The 17,103-nt window shown below is 65.5% G+C and carries 15 protein-coding genes and 1 pseudogene; 9 read left to right on the forward strand and 7 right to left on the reverse strand.

Features of this window, described 5'->3' with window-relative positions:
- Positions 1–11: 11 nt before the first annotated feature.
- Positions 12–929, reverse strand: a complete 918-nt coding sequence (locus tag B0G74_RS03415; RefSeq protein WP_132373654.1) for a LysR substrate-binding domain-containing protein — start codon at positions 927–929, stop codon at positions 12–14.
- A 115-nt stretch (positions 930–1,044) separates the two neighbouring features.
- Between B0G74_RS03415 and B0G74_RS03420 the strand changes: the two genes are divergently transcribed.
- The 9 genes and pseudogenes from B0G74_RS03420 to B0G74_RS03460 form a co-directional block, all read left to right on the forward strand.
- Positions 1,045–2,439, forward strand: a complete 1,395-nt coding sequence (locus B0G74_RS03420; protein ID WP_132373655.1) for a YbfB/YjiJ family MFS transporter — start codon at positions 1,045–1,047, stop codon at positions 2,437–2,439.
- A gap of 122 nt (positions 2,440–2,561) precedes the next feature.
- A complete protein-coding gene (locus B0G74_RS03425; RefSeq protein ID WP_132373656.1) occupies positions 2,562–3,593 on the forward strand; it encodes a low specificity L-threonine aldolase in 1,032 nt (343 codons plus the stop codon).
- A 202-nt stretch (positions 3,594–3,795) separates the two neighbouring features.
- On the forward strand, positions 3,796–4,326 hold the full coding sequence (locus tag B0G74_RS03430; RefSeq protein WP_132373657.1) for an NUDIX domain-containing protein: 531 nt from the start codon (positions 3,796–3,798) through the stop codon (positions 4,324–4,326).
- A gap of 296 nt (positions 4,327–4,622) precedes the next feature.
- Complete coding sequence (locus B0G74_RS03435) at positions 4,623–5,072, forward strand: thioesterase family protein (protein ID WP_132373658.1); 450 nt, start codon at positions 4,623–4,625, stop codon at positions 5,070–5,072.
- 4 nt (positions 5,073–5,076) lie between these two features.
- Positions 5,077–6,015, forward strand: coding sequence for a branched-chain amino acid ABC transporter permease (locus B0G74_RS03440; protein WP_132373659.1), 939 nt, complete (start codon positions 5,077–5,079; stop codon positions 6,013–6,015).
- 52 nt (positions 6,016–6,067) lie between these two features.
- Positions 6,068–7,300, forward strand: coding sequence for a branched-chain amino acid ABC transporter permease (locus tag B0G74_RS03445; protein WP_132376828.1), 1,233 nt, complete (start codon positions 6,068–6,070; stop codon positions 7,298–7,300).
- Positions 7,297–8,049, forward strand: coding sequence for an ABC transporter ATP-binding protein (locus tag B0G74_RS03450; RefSeq protein WP_132373660.1), 753 nt, complete (start codon positions 7,297–7,299; stop codon positions 8,047–8,049). The genes B0G74_RS03445 and B0G74_RS03450 overlap by 4 nt, the downstream gene beginning before the upstream one ends.
- A complete protein-coding gene (locus B0G74_RS03455) occupies positions 8,046–8,759 on the forward strand; it encodes an ABC transporter ATP-binding protein (RefSeq protein ID WP_132373661.1) in 714 nt (237 codons plus the stop codon). The genes B0G74_RS03450 and B0G74_RS03455 overlap by 4 nt, the downstream gene beginning before the upstream one ends.
- Before the next feature lie 194 nt (positions 8,760–8,953).
- Positions 8,954–9,160 (forward strand): annotated as a pseudogene (locus B0G74_RS03460) (hypothetical protein); the annotation flags it as partial.
- A gap of 41 nt (positions 9,161–9,201) precedes the next feature.
- Here B0G74_RS03460 and iolB read toward each other — a convergent pair.
- The 6 genes from iolB to B0G74_RS03490 form a co-directional block, all read right to left on the reverse strand.
- Complete coding sequence (gene iolB, locus B0G74_RS03465) at positions 9,202–10,002, reverse strand: 5-deoxy-glucuronate isomerase (protein ID WP_132373662.1); 801 nt, start codon at positions 10,000–10,002, stop codon at positions 9,202–9,204.
- A complete protein-coding gene (gene iolE / locus B0G74_RS03470; protein WP_132373663.1) occupies positions 9,999–10,925 on the reverse strand; it encodes a myo-inosose-2 dehydratase in 927 nt (308 codons plus the stop codon). Before iolE ends, iolB begins: the two co-directional genes overlap by 4 nt.
- A 10-nt stretch (positions 10,926–10,935) precedes the next feature.
- Positions 10,936–12,909, reverse strand: a complete 1,974-nt coding sequence (iolD, locus tag B0G74_RS03475; RefSeq protein ID WP_132373664.1) for a 3D-(3,5/4)-trihydroxycyclohexane-1,2-dione acylhydrolase (decyclizing) — start codon at positions 12,907–12,909, stop codon at positions 10,936–10,938.
- A complete protein-coding gene (gene iolC / locus B0G74_RS03480; protein ID WP_132373665.1) occupies positions 12,906–14,951 on the reverse strand; it encodes a 5-dehydro-2-deoxygluconokinase in 2,046 nt (681 codons plus the stop codon). The genes iolD and iolC overlap by 4 nt, the downstream gene beginning before the upstream one ends.
- A 65-nt stretch (positions 14,952–15,016) precedes the next feature.
- Positions 15,017–15,865 (reverse strand): ATP-binding cassette domain-containing protein, encoded by an 849-nt coding sequence (locus B0G74_RS03485; protein ID WP_243658100.1) that lies wholly within the window; start codon positions 15,863–15,865, stop codon positions 15,017–15,019.
- A 13-nt stretch (positions 15,866–15,878) separates the two neighbouring features.
- A complete protein-coding gene (locus B0G74_RS03490) occupies positions 15,879–17,036 on the reverse strand; it encodes an ABC transporter permease (RefSeq protein ID WP_132373666.1) in 1,158 nt (385 codons plus the stop codon).
- Positions 17,037–17,103 lie beyond the last annotated feature (67 nt).

A 17,103-nucleotide genomic window follows, 5' to 3' on the forward strand; every position in this document is an offset into this window, starting at 1 on the left:
CAGTCAAAAAATCAGGACGCCCCTTCCGCAGCAGTCACAGTCTCGGGCAAGCTCACCGCATCCTGCCGCATCACCAGCGCCTGTTTCAACGCATTCAGTGCGGACGAAAAGTGCCCGCGTCGCCACACCAGCAGTGTCTCGATCACTCCGATGTCGGGCAGCTCATGCACCGCGATATTGCTGGCATCGGTCTGCAAATTCAGCACCGACCGCGGGGCCACCGCCACCCCTGCGCCAGCGGCCACGCATGCCACGATCGCGTGGTAGGAGCCCAGCTCCAGCACGCGCGCCGGCCTCACGCCGTGCTCCAGATACCACTTCTCGATATAAGACCGGTAAGCACAGCCACGCTCGAACGCAATCAGCGTCGACAGTGCAATGTCCCGGACGTCGCGAATCGGCCGATGCCCGCGCGGCGTCAGCATCACCAGTTCTTCCCTGAACACCGACACCGACTCGAATAATTCGCCGAGCGCAGCCGGGTCCAACGGCGTCGCCACCAACGCGGCATCCACTTCGAATTCACGCACCCGCTCGATCAGCTTGCCGGTCGTGCCGATCTCGAGTTCCAGCGCGACGGCGGGCCACTGCTGGTGATAACGCGCGAGCAGCGCGGGGAGACGCGTCGCGGCGACACTTTCCATGGTGCCCAAACGCAGCCGCCCGCTCGGACGGTCCTCGCGCACCGCATGACGCGCCTCGTCGGCGAGCGCGAGCAGGCGTTCGGCGTAGGGCAGCAGCGTCTCGCCGGCGGGCGTCAGCACCAGGCGGCGGCCGTCGCGGATGAACAAGTCGGTGCCCAGTTGCTCTTCGAGCTGCTTGATGCGCGTAGTGACGTTCGATTGCACGCGATTGAGCTTGGCAGCGGCGCGCGTCACGCCGTTTTCCCGCACGACGGCACGAAAAATGGTCAAAGCGGCCAGATCCATGGTTCTCTCTAGGCGATGGGTGGTATCCGAATTATTCATTTTTCGTGATTGAAAGGTCAAGCTACTATGGACGTAAGCCATCTGATCGATTGACCGCACGTATCGTCGCCTGCTCATGAACAATCTCGCCTCCACCACGCACGGCAGCTTCGCCGGACGCCACCCCGCCCGCCGCGCGGCGCTTGCCTGCATGGTCACGCTGGCCGTCGCGCTCGGTATCGGGCGATTTGCATTCACGCCGCTCTTGCCGCTGATGCTTCACGGCGACGCGTTCGGTCAGCCGCAGCTCGATATTCAGCATGGCGGCTGGCTGGCGTCGTTCAATTACGCGGGGTATTTCCTCGGCGCGGTCACGTGCGCGGCGCTGCGGATCGAGCCGGCGCGCATGGTGCGTTGGGGGCTCGTCGCGACGGTGCTGCTGACGCTGACGATGGGTGTGGCGAGCCAGTTCTGGATCTGGGCGGTGGTGCGGTTCATCGCGGGCGCGGTCAGCGCCTGGACGTTCGTATTCGCGTCCCAGTGGGGCTTGCGGCGGCTCGCCGAGCTCGGTGCGCATGGATGGGGCGGGGTGATCTACACGGGGCCGGGCATGGGCATCGTCGGTACGGGCCTGCTGGTCAGCGTGGCGGGTGGGTATGGGGCCACGGTTGGGTGGCTCGGGTTCGGGTTGATTGCGGCGGCTCTGTCGGTTGTGGTTTGGCCGGTGTTTGGCGCGGCGTCCGGCAGTGGGGAAATAAATCTGCGCGCTCGCATGGTTGGTTCTGGTCGTGGCGATCAGACGAGTGTTGGCGCGATGAGCCAACGTGACACCGGTGAATTCGGCACGACGGAACGCGCCGCAACTCAACGCGCAGCAACCCAAGCCACACCAATCCAACGCCCCGCCGCCCAACCCACCACGACCGGCACCGCCCACCACCCCACCCATCACCACGCCGACGCCCTCTGGCTCATCCTTCTCTACGGCGTCCCCGGTTTCGGCTACATCATCACTGCGACCTTCCTGCCCGTCATCGCGCGTCACGCATTGCCTGGCTCTGCATGGCCCGACCTGTTCTGGCCGATGTTCGGCGCGGCGCTGATCGTCGGCGCACTGCTGGCGGCGCGTTTGCCGGTGCGTTGGGACAACCGCACGCTGCTTGCCGGCTGCTATGTGCTGCAGGCGTGCGGCATCGCCCTCGGTATCGTCTGGCCGACGGCGGGCGGCTTCTCATTCGGCAGCATCCTGATCGGCTTGCCGTTCACCGCGATCACGCTGTTCGCGATGCGCGAGGCGCGGCGTCTGCGCGGCGACGACGCTGCCGGTCTGATGGGCTACGCGACGGCGGCCTATGGCGTCGGTCAGATCATCGGCCCACTCGTCGCCGCGCCGATCGCCGAGCAGACCGGATCGTTTTCGCCGGCCTTGTGGCTGGCCGCGGGCGCGTTGCTGCTGGGCGCGGCCGGGCTGATCGTCGTCGCGCGCATGCCGCGTGGCCGGGGCCGCATGCCCGAATGCGGCTGCCATTGAAAGCGCGTGGATGCAGGCGTCCCAGCCAATCCCATAGCCGGAAAACAAATAACCGAAGGGCGCACTAAAATGACCGCTTTCCCGTCATCCCAGCGCGCCCATCGCCGGACGCGCCGCCAGCGATGCAACATTTCGCGTCCGACAACTACGCCGGCATCTGTCCCGAAGCGCTCGACGCGCTGATCGCCGCCAACAACAGCGGCCACGAGCCGGCCTACGGCGACGATTCCTGGACCAACCAGGTGTGCGACCGTCTGCGCGAACTGTTCCAGACCGACTGCGAAGTGTTCTTCGTGTTCAACGGCACGGCGGCCAATTCGCTGGCGCTCGCGTCGCTGTGCCAGTCGTATCACTCGGTGATTTGCCACGAACTCGCGCACATCGAAACCGACGAATGCGGCGGCCCGGAGTTCTTCTCGAACGGTTCGAAGCTGCTGACGGCGCCGGGCATTGGCGGCAAGCTCACGCCGGACGCGATCGAAGCGGTGGTCACGCGCCGCGCCGACATCCATTACCCGAAGCCGAAAGTCGTCACGCTGACCCAATCGACGGAAGTCGGCACGGTCTACAGCGTCGAGGAAGTGCGGGCGATCGCGGCGATCGCCAAACGGCGTCATCTGAAAGTGCATATGGACGGCGCGCGTTTCGCCAATGCGGTCGCCGCGCTGGACGTGCATCCGTCGGAGATCACGTGGCGCGCGGGCGTCGACGTGCTGTGCTTCGGAGGCACCAAGAACGGCTTGCCGGTCGGTGAAGCGGTGGTGTTCTTCGACCGCGCGCTCGCCGACGATTTCGCCTACCGTCTGAAGCAGGCCGGCCAACTGGCTTCGAAGATGCGCTTCATTTCAGCACCGTGGCTCGGCCTGCTCAATAACGACGTGTGGTTGCGCAACGCGCGTCACGCGAACGCGATGGCGCAACTGTTGCAAACGCGGTTGCAGGAAATTCCGGGCGTGAGCATCATGTTTCCCGGAGAGTCGAACGCGGTCTTCGCGCAATTGCCCGCGCAAGCCGCCAAGGCCATGCGCGCGCGCGGCTGGAAGTTTTACGAATTCATCGGCGCGGGCGGATGCCGGCTGATGTGCGCGTGGGATACGCAACCGGAAACGGTCGAGCGGTTCGCCGCCGAGGTGCGCGAGTTGTGCGCGGCGTGAGGCCGTGTTGGACCGGAGGCGCTGAAGTGCCGGGCCATGAGCGCGTCGAGATCGCGCGCTAACCTGAGCGCCAACCCGAGCACTGGCCTGAACGCGACCCTGCGCACCATTGGGCGCGCCGACTAAAACGGCACCGCAAACCAAGCGTCACACCCATAAGCTGCAAGCCACCACACAAGACAAACGGAACGTCCCCTTCGCCATGACCGAATACCGATTTTGCCCACGTTGCGCCACGCCTTTGACCCAGCGCGCCGACGCCGAACACGAAGGCGGCCGCATCCGCCAGACCTGTCCCGATCCGGCGTGCGGCTACGTCCACTGGAACAACCCGCTGCCGGTGGTGGCGGCGATCGTCGAGTACGAAGGCAAGATTCTGCTGGCGCGCAATGCCGCCTGGGCCGAGGGCATGTTCGCGCTGATCACGGGCTTCCTCGAAAACGGCGAGACGCCGGAAGAGGGCATCGCCCGCGAGGTGCTCGAGGAAACCTCGTTGCACGCGGAGACGGTCGAGTTGATCGGCGTGTACGAATTCATTCGCAAGAACGAACTGATCATTGCGTATCACGTGAAGGCTTACGGAACCATTGCGTTGTCGCCGGAATTGCTGGAGTACCGGCTGGTCGAGCCGGCCAGGTTGCGCCCATGGCGCGCGGGCACCGGCCAGGCGCTCGGCGAATGGATGCGGCGGCGCGGCCTGCCGTTCGAGTTCGTCGAAAGACCGGGGCAGTGAGCCAGCCGACAAACACGTCGATGAGCGGTGCGATGAACCCACGCTCAGCGAGGAGCGCGGCATGGCTTATATTTCCTGTCCGACCGTGCGCCAGTAGCAAAGGCGCTCGTGCCGCATGCTGACCAAGTGGCATTGACCAAAACAACCGGCCACCCAACGTTCACGATAACGCCTGAGACAACCACGCCCGAGACAACCACGCCCGAGACAACCACACCCGAGACAACCACACCCGAGACAACCACACCCGAGACAACCACACCCGAGACAACCACACCCGAGACAACCACACCAGCATGAACAAACCCGCATCCGCCTTGCGCAGCGCCTACCCGCATTTCCTGACGATCCCCACCCGCTGGATGGACAACGACGTCTACGGTCACGTGAACAACGTCGTCTACTACAGCTACTTCGACACCGTGGTGAACGAGTATCTGATCCGCACCGGCGTGCTCGATTTCGAGCAGGGCGAGACGATCGGTCTCGTGGTCGAGACGCAATGCAACTACTTCGCGCCGCTGGTGTTTCCCGACCGGATCGACGCGGGTCTGCGCGTCATACGGCTCGGCACGTCGAGCGTGCGCTATCAGGTCGGTCTCTTCAAGGAAGGCGAGGATCAACCCGCCGCGCAAGGACACTTCGTGCATGTGTATGTGAATCGTGTCACAAGGCGCCCGGTGAATCTGCCCGCCGAATTGCGCGCGGCGCTCGAACCGTTGAGCGTCGCAGAACAGCCGGACTAGGCGCGTGCAGTCGTTCGTCATCAACCTGCTGAACGGCATCAGTTACGGCCTGCTGCTGTTCATGCTGTCGGCGGGCTTGACGCTGATTTTCAGCATGCTCGGGGTGCTGAATTTCGCGCACGCGAGCTTCTACATGCTCGGCGCTTACGTCGGGTTTTCGGTGGCGGCGCGCGCGGGGTTCTGGAGCGCGCTGGTCGTGGCGCCGCTTGTCGTCGGACTGATCGGTGCGGCCCTGGAGCGGTGGCTGTTGCGGCGCGTGCGTGGGCACGGCCATCTTGCCGAGTTGCTGCTGACGTTCGGCGCCGCGTATCTGCTCGGCGAACTGGTCAAGCTCGGGTGGGGCTTGAACCCGCTGTCCGCGACCGTGCCCGCCGTGCTCGACGGGCCGCTCTTCACCGTCTACGGCGCGGCGTTCGCACGCTACCGCGCGTTCATGATGGCCGTGTCGCTCGCCATGCTGGGCGTGCTGTTCGCGGTGTTGCGCGTGTCGAAGGCGGGCCTGATCGTGCGCGCCGCGCTGACGCACGCGAGCGCCGTCGAGGCGCTCGGCCACAACGTGCCGCGCGTGTTCACCGGCGTATTCGCGGCGGGCACGGCGCTCGCCGCGCTGGCCGGCGTGATCGGCGCGCCGCTCTTCGTGATCGAACCGGGGATGGCGGAGTCGCTCGGCTCGATCGTGTTCGTGGTGGTCGTGATCGGCGGACTGGGTTCGCTGAGCGGAGCGCTCGTGGCGTCGCTGCTGGTCGGTTGCGTGCAGACGCTGGCCGTGGCGAGCAGCGTGTCGCTGGGCGACGTGCTGTCGATATTCGACGCCACGCTCCCCGTCGAATGGGACGCGTTGACGCTCGCGCAACTCGCGCCGCTGATTCCGTATCTGCTGCTGGTGGCGATGCTGGCGCTGCGCCCGCGCGGGCTTTTCGGGCGGCGCGACGACCATGCGTGAGGCCGACGAATCGCCAGCGCCGTCCGTGACCGCGCCGCGCGCGCTGTGGCGCATGCTTGCGCCGTGGCTTGCGCTCATTCTGTTGCTCGCGGTGCCGCCGTTCATCTGGCCGCAAAGCTGGTTGCTCGCCTACCTCGCGCAGACCGCGACGATGATCGTGTTCGCCCTTTCATACAACCTGCTGCTCGGCGAGACGGGACTGCTGTCGTTCGGCCATGCCGCTTACTCCGGCCTCGGCGCGCTGCTGGCCGCGCAGGTGTTTAACCGGATCGGCGTGCCGCTCGTGCTGCTGCCGCTGGTCGGCGGGATCGGCGGCGCGCTGTGCGGCGTGCTGTTCGGTTTCATCTCGACGCGGCGCGCCGGCACGGCCTTCGCGATGATTACGCTCGGTCTCGGCGAACTCGTGGCGGCCGCCGCGTGGACGCTGCCGGACTGGTTCGGCGGCGAGGCAGGCGTGGCGATCGATCGCGCGAACGGACCGTTGCTGGGAAGCTGGACCTTCGGCCCGGCGCGCGAGGCTTATGCGCTGATCGCCGTGTGGTGCCTGCTCGCGTGCGCGGCGATGTTCGCGCTTTCGCGTACGCCATTCATGCGCCTTGCCAACGCCGTGCGCGACAACCCGGTGCGGGCTGCGGCGATCGGCTGCTATCCGCGTCGCATTCGCTATGGCGTAGTGGTGATGTCGGCGTTTTTCGCGGGTATCGCGGGGACGTTGGCGCTGATCAATGTGGAACTGGTGTCGACGGAGAGCGTCGGCATGATGCGCTCGGGCGCGGTGTTGATCGCCACGGTGATTGGCGGGACGGCGGCGTTCTTCGGGCCGGTCGCGGGCGCGGTCGTTCTGACGTTTTTCAGTGTCGCGGTGGCGAGCGTGACGCGGGCCTGGCTGTTCTATCTGGGGCTGTTCTTCATCGTGGTCGTGGTGATTTCGCCAGATGGATTGGCGGGCTTCATGGGGCGTTTTACGGCGCGTGTGGCCGCGCACGGCTGGCGCCGGTGCCGCGCGGCGTACGTGTGGGGCATGGCTGCCGCATTGTTGTGGACTGTGGCCGCTGTGCTCGCCGTGCAATGGGCCTACGCGGCGCAATTCGGCGCGGACGACGGCGCGGTCTTCAACGTGCCCGGCGTGCCCTCATGGATCAACGCGTCTCCGCTTTACTTCGGCTCCACAATCTTTGGGTTGACCGCGTTGGGAGGACTCTTCGCGCATTACGCGATTCGCGCGCAAACGCTTCTTGCAGCCATGCGCTCGAACGCCACGCATACCGCCGGAGCCTCGCGATGATCCCCGCGCTCGCGCTCTACGGCATCGAAAAACGCTTCGGCGCCACGCAGATTCTGCGCGGCGTCGATCTTGCGATTCAACCCGGCGAGCGTCACGCGCTGATCGGTCCGAACGGCGCGGGCAAATCGACGCTCTTCAATCTGATCGCTGGCGGCGCGCGGCCGAACGCGGGGCGCATCGATCTGTTCGGCGCGGAGATCACGCGCCTCGCGCCGGCAGCGATCACGCGTCGCGGCCTCGCGCGCAGCTTCCAGAGCACCAGCGTGTTCACGCGCCTCCCCGTGTTCGACAACCTCCGCTGTGCGGCGATGCTGGCCGAGCGTGACCGCACGCGCTGGTGGCAGCGTTTCAGCGGCTCGCGCACGGTCGACGCGCGCGCCTCACAAGTGCTCGACGCGATGGGCTTGAGCGAACGCCGCCACGTTCAGGCCGGCACGCTCAGCTATGCCGAGCAGCGCGCGCTCGATCTCGGCATCGCGCTCGCGGGCGGCGCGCATACCTTGCTGCTCGACGAGCCTACCGCCGGCATGAATCGCGCGGAAGCGGCGCGCGCCATCGAACTGATTCGCGAGACCACGGCGGGCCGCACGCTGCTAATGGTCGAGCACGACATGGACGCGGTCTTCGCGATCGCCGATCGCATTTCGGTGCTCGTGCAAGGACGCATCATCGCGAGCGGCACGCCGGCGGCGATTCGCGCGGACGCAGCGGTGCGCGCCGCGTATCTCGGCGAAGGGTTCGGCTCATGAGCGCCCTGCTGGACATTCGCGCGCTGAACGCGTGGTACGGCGCGAGCCAGGCGCTGCACGGCGTCACGCTCAGCATCCAGGCGGGCGAAGTGCTGGCACTGGTCGGCCGTAACGGTTCGGGCCGCTCGACGCTCGCGCGCGCGATCATGGGTCTCGTACGGAGCGAAGGCGAGTTGCGGTTCGCGGGACACGCGCTCGGTGGCCTGCGCACCTTCGAGATCGCGCGCCTCGGCCTCGGCTATGTGCCCGAGCATCGCGACGTTTTTCCGACGCTGAGCGTGCACGAGAATCTGCAACTCGGTGTCGCGCCACAGGATCGCGGCCGCGCGCCGCGCTTCACCATCGACGATGCATACGCGCTTTTCCCCGTGCTGAGCGAACGGAAGCGCACGCGCGCGGGTGCGCTGTCGGGCGGCGAGCAGCAGATGTTGACGCTTGCCCGCGCGCTGCTCGGCGACCCCGATCTGCTCGTCATCGACGAACCCGGCGAGGGTCTCGCGAGTCTGGTGATGGAGCAGGTCGCCCGATGCTTGCGGACGCTGCGCGATCGCGGCGTGGCGATGCTGCTGATCGAGCAGCGTCTGGTGATCGCGCAGGACATCGCCAGCCGCGTCGCGGTGATGGGGCACGGCGAAATCGTGTTCGACGGTGCGCTCGCGTCGTTCTTGCAGCGGACCGACGTGATGCGTGAATGGCTCGGCGTCGGTTGAGCCTACGCGCGGTGCTCTATTGAGGTGCGACGTGGCGGCTTGGTAATCGATTTGCTGTCGAGGTAAATCCCTCACGCGTCGGCAGAGTCGCGTGCCCCGCGCTCTGTGCCCAGATCGCGCCAATCATGGCGTTTGAATCTCATTTGTCGACACGCCGCTCACGCCCCGTGCACGCGGCTTTCCACTCACTTGCCGCAGCGAAGAGCTTCGGCTGGATCGAGTCCGGCGACGTGAAGATGTTCAACTCGCTGGCGACGAATATGCGCACGTTCATCAGGGACAGTTCGAACCCCGGCGTGATGAAGTTCGATCTGTACGGCTATCGCAAGGACGTGGCGAAGGGAACGGTGAAGATGGGCGAGGACGGCGGCCTCGAGGTCGATCTGGCCGTTAGACAGTAGCCTGCGCGGTGCTTTTGGAAAGCGCCGCGCAGGCTGCAAGATCAAGCGTCCTTATTGATGATCCACTCGTGCGCCGGATCATTGCGGAAATGCCAGACTCGTTGCCCGCCCGCCATCACGTTCAGATAATACGAGTCATACCCGTACGGCACGATCACGGGATGATAGCCGCGCGGCACCATGACCACGTCGTGATTCTCGACGGCCATCGATTCGTCGATGTCGCGCATATCGGTGTACACGCGCTGAAACGCAAACCCTTGCGGTGGATCGAGCCGGTGATAGTAAGTCTCTTCAAGCGAACTCTCGTGCGGGACATTGTCGGTGTCGTGCTTGTGCGGCGGGTAGCTCGAAGCGTGTCCACCAGGCGTCCTGACTTCCACCACCAACAGTGACTCCGCAGGCTCGGTCTGAGGAAGAATATCGCAGACGTACCGCGTATTCAGTCCTTTGCCGCGGGTCGAGCGCTTCATCGAACCAGGCTCGATCAACCTCGCCGGGAATTCGCCTTTGGCCGGTGCACTCGCCACGCCGATTTCGGCGTCGCGGCAAGCGCGAACCGTCACCCGCACGTTCGGCGGCAAATACACCGCGTATGGTGCGGCGTCCTCGAACACGCTGTCACGCGAACCCAGCGAACTCCATTTAGTGTCCGCGGTTTCGATATCCACCGCACCCGTGAGCACGACGATGCACACTTCACGCGACGGTTCGAACACGTGCACGACCTCGTTCTCACCCAGCCGGTAAGCGGCAAAACCGACGTACCGCCAGCACGCCGACGCGGGTGTCACTCGCGCGATCGTCTGGCCTTCGCGCTGCGCCTTTACCAATAAACTCATGCTGCCTCCTGCTCAGAGCCGCCGGCGGCGCCCAGCGGCGCATCGACCAGCGTGCGTAATGTCCTGAAGCCTTTCTGCGCATATTCGAACGACGGCGCCACGACCGGATCCTGTTCCGCTTCCACCACCAGCCAGCCGCAATAACCGTGCCGCTTCAAGCGCTCGATGATCGCGGGGAAATTCACCGCGCCGTCGCCCGGCACCGTGAAGGCGCCGGCGATGACCGCGTCGAGAAAACTCCAGTTTCGGTTGCGCGCGAGCCTCATCACGGCGGGGCGCACGTCCTTGCAATGCACGTGGCAGACGCGCCCGATATGTTTGTCGAGCACGGCCAATGGATCGCCGCCGGCAAACGTGATATGTCCCGCGTCGAACAGCAGGCCGACGGCGTCGCTGGTGCGCGACATCAGTTGATCGACATCGGCTGGCGTCTCGACATAAGCGCCCATGTGATGATGATAGGCGAGCCGCACGCCACGGCTTAACGTATAACGCGCGAATTCGTCGACGCGCGCCGCGTACTCGGCCCATTGTGCGTCGCTGAAAAAACGCGGACGTTGATAAAGCGGCTGCGACGCGCCCTGAATCGAATCGGCGACCTCGCCATACACCATCGCCGTCGCGCCGTTTTGCGCGAGGAGCTCGAGATGCGGACCGACGCAGGCGATTTCCTCTTCCACGCTGCGTCGCGCGAGGCGTCCGGAATACCAGCCGGAGACCAGCGCGAGATCGTATTGCGCGAGCAGCGTCTTCAATGCCTGGGGTTCGCGCGGAAACTTGTTGCCGAGTTCGAAGCCTTGATAGCCGATTGCGCGGCCTTCCGTCAGCGCCACCTCGAGTGGCGTTTCGCCGCCGAGCGAAGGCAGATCGTCGTTCATCCACGAGAGCGGATTGATGCCGATACGTACGTCGAAAGCAGTCATGCGGGCGTCCTCATTCGTTGTCGGTGGGGCCGGTGTTTTGCGCGGAACTCGACGGCTCCGCGCGGGCCGCGAGTTGCGTTTCGTATTTCGCACGCGCGTCGCGCACAGCGGGGCGTGCCGACACTTCCGGCACCGCCACTTCCCACCACCAGCCGCCGTCGTCGGTGGTGCGGGCCGGATCGGTGTCGATGCTGATGACATACGTACGATCCGCCGCGCGGGCGCGTTCCATTGCGGCTTCGAATTCGGCGATATTCGCCGCGTGTTCGGCCTGCGCGCCGAGAGCACGCGCATGCGCGGCGAAATCGATCTTCGGTGCGCCGAGCGGTCCTTGCACGCAATTTTCGAGCAGGTTGTTGAAGGGCGCACCGCCACAGGCCTGCTGTAAGCGGTTGATGCAGCCATAGCCGCGATTGTCGAGCACGACGACGATCAGCTTCGCGCCGATCATCACCGAGGTGGCGATCTCGCTGTTCATCATCAGGTAACTGCCGTCGCCGACCATCACGATCACTTCACGCGCGGGCCGGGCGAGCTTTACGCCGAGTCCGCCGGCAATCTCGTAGCCCATGCACGAATAGCCGTACTCGACGTGATACGCGCCCGGCTTGCCGGCGCGCCACAGCTTGTGCAATTCGGCGGGCAGCGTGCCGGCCGCGCAGACGACGATATCGTTCGCGGGCGAACTGGCGCTCGAACGTTGCACGGCGCCGATCACATCGCCCTCGTAGGGCAGCACGGTGTCGCGCTGCGGCGCATGCGTGAGCGTGCTCACCGTATCGCGCCAGCTCGCCGCGAGTTTGTGCGCGCGCGCGGTCCATGTGCGGTCCGCATGCCAGCCTTGCAGCGGTTCGGCGAGCGCGTCGAGCGCGAGACGCGCGTCGGCTTCGACTACCTGCGCGCGATGCTTGAGGCCATCGAACGCATTGGCGTTGATCGCGATCACATCGGCCTGCGTGAACAAGGTGTTCGAGCCGGTGGTGAAGTCCTGCAAGCGGGTGCCGATGGCGAGCACGCAATCTGCGTCGTGCGCGAGCGCGTTCGCGGCGGGCGAGCCGGTCACGCCGAGCGCACCCGCGTTCAGCGGATCGTTCCAGGCAAGCGCGCCTTTGCCGGCCTGCGTTTCCGCGACCGGAATACCGTGCGTAGTCGAGAAACGGTGCAGCGCATCGGTGGCGCGGCCGTATAGCACACCCCCGCCCGCGACGATCAACGGCCGCTTCGCATGCCGCAGACGCGCAACCGCGGCCTCGATTTCATCGACGCGCGGCGCGGGCGAATAAAACGTGACGACGCGCGGCTTGAAGAAATCGACGGGGAAATCCCACGCCTGCGCCTGCACGTCTTGCGGCAACGCGAGCGTGACGGGTCCGCACAGGGCGGCGTCGGTCAGCACACGCACGGCGCGCGGCAGCGCGTTCAGCAACTGCGCCGGATGCACGATGCGGTCGAAGTAGCGCGACACCGGCTTGAACGCGTCGTTGGCGGACACGCCGCCGTCGTGGAAGTCTTCGACCTGCTGCAACACCGGGTCCGGTGCGCGCGAGACGAAGATGTCGCCGGGCAGCAGCAGCACCGGCAAACGGTTCACGTGGGCGAGCGCCGCCGCGGTTAGGAGGTTGGTGGCGCCCGGTCCGATCGACGTCGTGACGGCCATCATGCGGCGGCGGAAATGCGCCTTCGCATAGGCGATCGCGCTATGCGCCATTGCCTGTTCGTTGTGGGCGCGCAGCGTCGGCAGTTCGTCGCGGTGCTGATACAGCGCCTCGCCGATCCCCGCCACGTTGCCGTGACCGAAGATGGCGAACACGCCGCCGAATAGCGGCTCGGTGCCTTGGCCGTCCTCGGTCGCGACGCGTTGCGCGGCAAGATAGCGGACCAGCGCCTGTGCGGTCGTCAGGCGCACCGTGCCGTCCGAGCCGGCGCGAGCGTGGCTGGCGTCGTTGGCGGACGCCGCGTCGTGATGCAATACGCGCTGATTCATGCGGCTTGCTCCTGATGGACATCGTTCGGCGCGCTGGCCTGCGCGGCACTCGCGCCACGTGTTGCGCGCCACGAAGCGATCAGCGTTTCGAAGGTGCGGCGCACGCGCGCGATCAGTTCGTCGTCGCCGATTTCTCCGGCGAGCCACGCATGGCTCGGTTCGTGGAAGATCGTGCGCCCGACCGTGAAGCCGCGGCACGTCGCCGATTGCGCCGCCGCGCGGAAGCCTTCGTCCAGTTGCTCGACGGCCGCCGACAAACCGAGCAGCACCACGCCCCGGCAATACGGATCGCGCTCGGCGATCAGCGCGTCGACGTTGCGCCATTGCGCGGCGTCCATCGGTTCGAGCTTCCACCACTCGGGATAGATGCCGATGTTGTACAGGCGCTTCAACGCGCGATACACCGTGTCCGGCGCTTGCGGCAGATGCGCGTGTTTCGGCGGGATCACTTCGAGCAGCAATTCGTGGCCGCTTGCTTGCGTCGCGTCATAGAGCGCGCGCAGTTGCGCTTCCTGTTCGAGACGCTGCTCGATGGGTTCGTCGGGATGGAACTGCACGAGGCACTTGACGATATGCTCCTGCGGCCACGGGATCAGCGTGGTCCCGATCGAACGGCCATGATCGAACACGAGCGGCACCGAGCCCGGCAGTTCCACTGGCCGGCCGATCCACCAGCCGCGCCCAGTGGCCGCGTTCAGCGCGTCCTGTCCGTAACGGTCGTCGATCAGCACGCCGATGCGGTTCTGCAAACCCAACGCGCTTTCAGTCTGCGCGACGGCTTCGACGAACAGGCCCTTCAGGCGCGCAATGCGCGCTTCGTCGGCGCCGGTTTGCTGCGCGAGTTCGAAGAACTGGTTGCGATGGTCGAACGCGAAGCCGAGTACTTCGTCCCATTGTTTGCGGGCCGGCGAGACACGATGCAGCCGTGCGAGCGTCGCGTCGCGATCGGGGCGGCGCATGCGCTGCGGATCGGCTTTCGCTTCGCGCAGGAAGTAGTCGAGTTCGGCGGGCGTCGGCATGGCCGGCGCGCAGCCGTGCCGTGAGACGACCAGCGCGCCGCTCGCGTTCGCGGCGCGCGCGCACGCTTCGAGCGGCTGATCGCGCAGCCAGCCGGAGAGAAAGCCCGAGGCGAACGCGTCGCCTGCGCCGAGCACGTTCAGCACTTCGACTTCCACGCCGCCGTGAATCGGCACGTCGTCGAGCGAGGCGGGGACCTGGCCGTCGATGATCTGGCAGCCGAGCGGTCCGCGCTTGAGCACCAGCGTGGCCGGTGTAACGGCGCGCACCATCGCGAGCGCGTCGACCAGTTCGGTCTTGCCGCCGGCAATGCGGAATTCCTCTTCGGTGCCGATCACCAGATCGATCAGCGGCAGAATGCGCTGCAAATGCGCGGTGACGCCTTCGCTCGCGACGAAGCGCGTTTCGCCGTCCGCTTTGCCGGTAAGACCCCACAACACCGGGCGATAGTCGATATCGAGCACCGTGCGCACCTGGTTGCGGCGCGCGTAATCCAGCGCACGGCGGCTCGTACGGTTCACCTGTTCGGTGGAAAAGTGCGTGCCGGTGATCAGCAGCGCTTTCGACGACGCAATGAAGGCCTCGTCGAAATCCGCTTCATCGACCGCCATGTCGGCGCAGTTCTCGCGATAGAAGATCAGCGGGAAAGTATCGCGGTCTTTCAGGCCGAGCAGCACGAGCGCGGTCAGACGCTCCTGATCGATGCGCACGTGGCTGACGTCGCAGCCTTCTCTGGTGAGCGTCTCGGTGAGAAAGCGGCCCATATGATCGTTGCCGACGCGCGCCAGCATCGACGACGCGAGGCCGAGCCGCGCACAGCCGAACGCGATATTCGCCGACGACCCGCCGAGATACTTCGCGAAGCTCGACACGTCTTCGAGCCGCGCGCCGACTTGCTGCGCGTACAGATCGACGGCGAGGCGGCCGAGGCAGACGATGTCGCGGCTGCGGCCCGGCGCGAAACGGCTGCCGCTCGCCGGCGCCGAAGCGGACGGGGTCCCGCTGGATGTGCTGGAGTGATTCATGAAGTTTCCTGAATAGCTGGGCGCGGCGGCCGGCGCGGCTGCGCCAAAACCGTCGCGCGAATGAATCAGATCGTCGCGCCTTCGAGTTCGCCGATCATCTTCTGCATCTCGGCGCCGCCGGCCATCATGTCGAGCACCTCGTCCTTGCTGATGGTTTCCTTGGTGAACGTGCCGAGCGATTTGCCGCGATTGAGCACCGTGAACGAATCGCCGATCGGATACGCGTGGTGCACGTTGTGCGTGATGAAGATCACCGAGATGCCCTTGGCGCGCGCCTTGTGAATCAGCTTCAGTACATTGAAACTTTGCTTTACGCCGAGCGCGGCGGTCGGCTCGTCGAGAATCAGCACGCGCGCGCCGAAGTGAATCGCCCGCGCAATCGCCAGACATTGCTTCTCGCCGCCGGACATGGTGCCGATCGGCTGATGCGCGTCGCGCACGTTGATGCCCATTTCGGCGAGCTTGTCGCGCGCGGTGGTGGCGCTGGTTTCGAGGTCCATCACGCTCAGGAAACCGAACAGTTTCTTCTGCGGCTCGCGTCCCATGAAGAAGTTGCGCGCCACCGAGAGCAGCGGCACCAGCGCGAGATCCTGATACACGGTGGCGATGCCGAGATCGAGCGCGTCTTTCGGCGATTCGAACAGCACCGGTTTGCCATCCACCAGATACTGGCCGGAAGAGGGCTGATGCACGCCTGCGAGGGTCTTGATCAGCGTCGATTTGCCTGCGCCGTTGTCGCCGAGCAGGCAATGCACTTCGCCGCGTTTCAGGCGCAAGGTCACGCCGCTCAATGCGATTACCTTGCCGAAGTATTTGTTGACGTTCTCGAGAGCGAGGATCACGTCTTCCTGCGGGGCGCTCGCGTTGGTGTTCGAGCCGTCGACGCCATTCGCTGCGGTATTCGTATCGGACATGGTCGTCTCCTCGTTACGATTGCGCGACGCGGCGGCGCACATAGTGATTGAACAGCACGGCGATCAGCAGCATCACGCCGAGGAACACGCGGAACCAGTCGGAACTGACGTTGGTGTAGGTAATGCCGATCTGCACGACACCGAAGATCAACGCGCCGAAACACGCGCCGACCACCGAGCCGTAGCCACCCGTCAGCAAGGTGCCGCCGATCACCGCGGCGATGATCGCTTCGAATTCCTTCTGCAAACCGCGATCGGCCGCGGCTGAGCCGATGTCGCACACTTGCAGCACCGCGAAGAGGCACGAGCAGAACGCAGTCAGCACGAACAGCGAAATCTTCACGCGACGCACCGGCACGCCGACGTTCTTGGCCGCGTTGGCGTCACCACCGACGGCGAGAATCCAGTTGCCCGCCCGCGTTTTTGCCAGCACGAACGCGCAGACTGCGGCGAGTCCGAGCCACCACAGAATCACCTTGGGAATGCCCGGCACGAGCGCGTGCCCGTTATCGAGCATGGTGCCGATGCCATGGCGGGCGAGCATCGTGAACAGACCGTTCAGCGCGACGCCGTGAAACAGCGTATCCGCGAGCCAGTCCTGCTGAGCGAGGTCGCCGACGCCGGAGACGATCGTGCGGTCCGCGAACATGATCGAGAGCGCGAGCGTGAGGCCGCGCAAGATGAACAGAAACGCGAGCGTGACGATGAACGAAGGCAGGCGCGTTCGCATCACCAGATAGCCGTTCAGCGCGCCTAGCAGCATGGAGCCGGCGAACGCGAAGAGGATCGCGAGCGAAATCGGCCAGTGAAAATACACCGAGGGGATCGCGACCATCATGCCCGCGAAACCGATCATCGAGCCGATGGACAGATCGAACTCGCCGGCGATCATCAGCAGGCAGGCGCCCACGGCGAGAATGCCGAGATACGCCGAGACCTGCGACCAGTTCATCACGCCGTCGAGATTGAACATGCCGGAGTTGCCGGCCGTCAGCGCGAAAACGAGAAACACCAGTACCGCGCCGGAAATCGCGGCGAACTCGGGGCGGTTCAGCACATGGCCGAACCTGGATTCCTTGCGCAGCCGTTCATCCGAATCGGGCACCGAGGGCGCTGCCTCGCCGGAATTCGTCTTGACGTGCGGTGGGAAGTGTTTGCCGGCTACACCCATGATGTCTCCTTGGAGCCCGGCCGTGTGCGACTCGCACGCGAGGATGCGTGGCGAGAACAACAGCCGG

It is taken from the genome of Paraburkholderia sp. BL9I2N2 (assembly GCF_004339745.1).
Taxonomy (GTDB): domain Bacteria; phylum Pseudomonadota; class Gammaproteobacteria; order Burkholderiales; family Burkholderiaceae; genus Paraburkholderia.

Bases quoted from the DNA above. Each gene is read 5' to 3' on its own strand.
- B0G74_RS03485 (WP_243658100.1), bottom strand. From the start codon at position 15,865: ATGTCCGATACGAATACCGCAGCGAATGGCGTCGACGGCTCGAACACC.
- B0G74_RS03490 (WP_132373666.1), bottom strand. From the start codon at position 17,036: ATGGGTGTAGCCGGCAAACACTTCCCACCGCACGTCAAGACGAATTCC.
- B0G74_RS03450 (WP_132373660.1), top strand. From the start codon at position 7,297: ATGATCCCCGCGCTCGCGCTCTACGGCATCGAAAAACGCTTCGGCGCC.
- B0G74_RS03425 (WP_132373656.1), top strand. From the start codon at position 2,562: ATGCAACATTTCGCGTCCGACAACTACGCCGGCATCTGTCCCGAAGCG.
- B0G74_RS03435 (WP_132373658.1), top strand. From the start codon at position 4,623: ATGAACAAACCCGCATCCGCCTTGCGCAGCGCCTACCCGCATTTCCTG.
- iolC (WP_132373665.1), bottom strand. From the start codon at position 14,951: ATGAATCACTCCAGCACATCCAGCGGGACCCCGTCCGCTTCGGCGCCG.
- iolB (WP_132373662.1), bottom strand. From the start codon at position 10,002: ATGAGTTTATTGGTAAAGGCGCAGCGCGAAGGCCAGACGATCGCGCGA.
- B0G74_RS03430 (WP_132373657.1), top strand. From the start codon at position 3,796: ATGACCGAATACCGATTTTGCCCACGTTGCGCCACGCCTTTGACCCAG.
- B0G74_RS03420 (WP_132373655.1), top strand. From the start codon at position 1,045: ATGAACAATCTCGCCTCCACCACGCACGGCAGCTTCGCCGGACGCCAC.
- B0G74_RS03445 (WP_132376828.1), top strand. From the start codon at position 6,068: ATGCTTGCGCCGTGGCTTGCGCTCATTCTGTTGCTCGCGGTGCCGCCG.
- iolD (WP_132373664.1), bottom strand. From the start codon at position 12,909: ATGAATCAGCGCGTATTGCATCACGACGCGGCGTCCGCCAACGACGCC.
- B0G74_RS03455 (WP_132373661.1), top strand. From the start codon at position 8,046: ATGAGCGCCCTGCTGGACATTCGCGCGCTGAACGCGTGGTACGGCGCG.
- B0G74_RS03415 (WP_132373654.1), bottom strand. From the start codon at position 929: ATGGATCTGGCCGCTTTGACCATTTTTCGTGCCGTCGTGCGGGAAAAC.
- iolE (WP_132373663.1), bottom strand. From the start codon at position 10,925: ATGACTGCTTTCGACGTACGTATCGGCATCAATCCGCTCTCGTGGATG.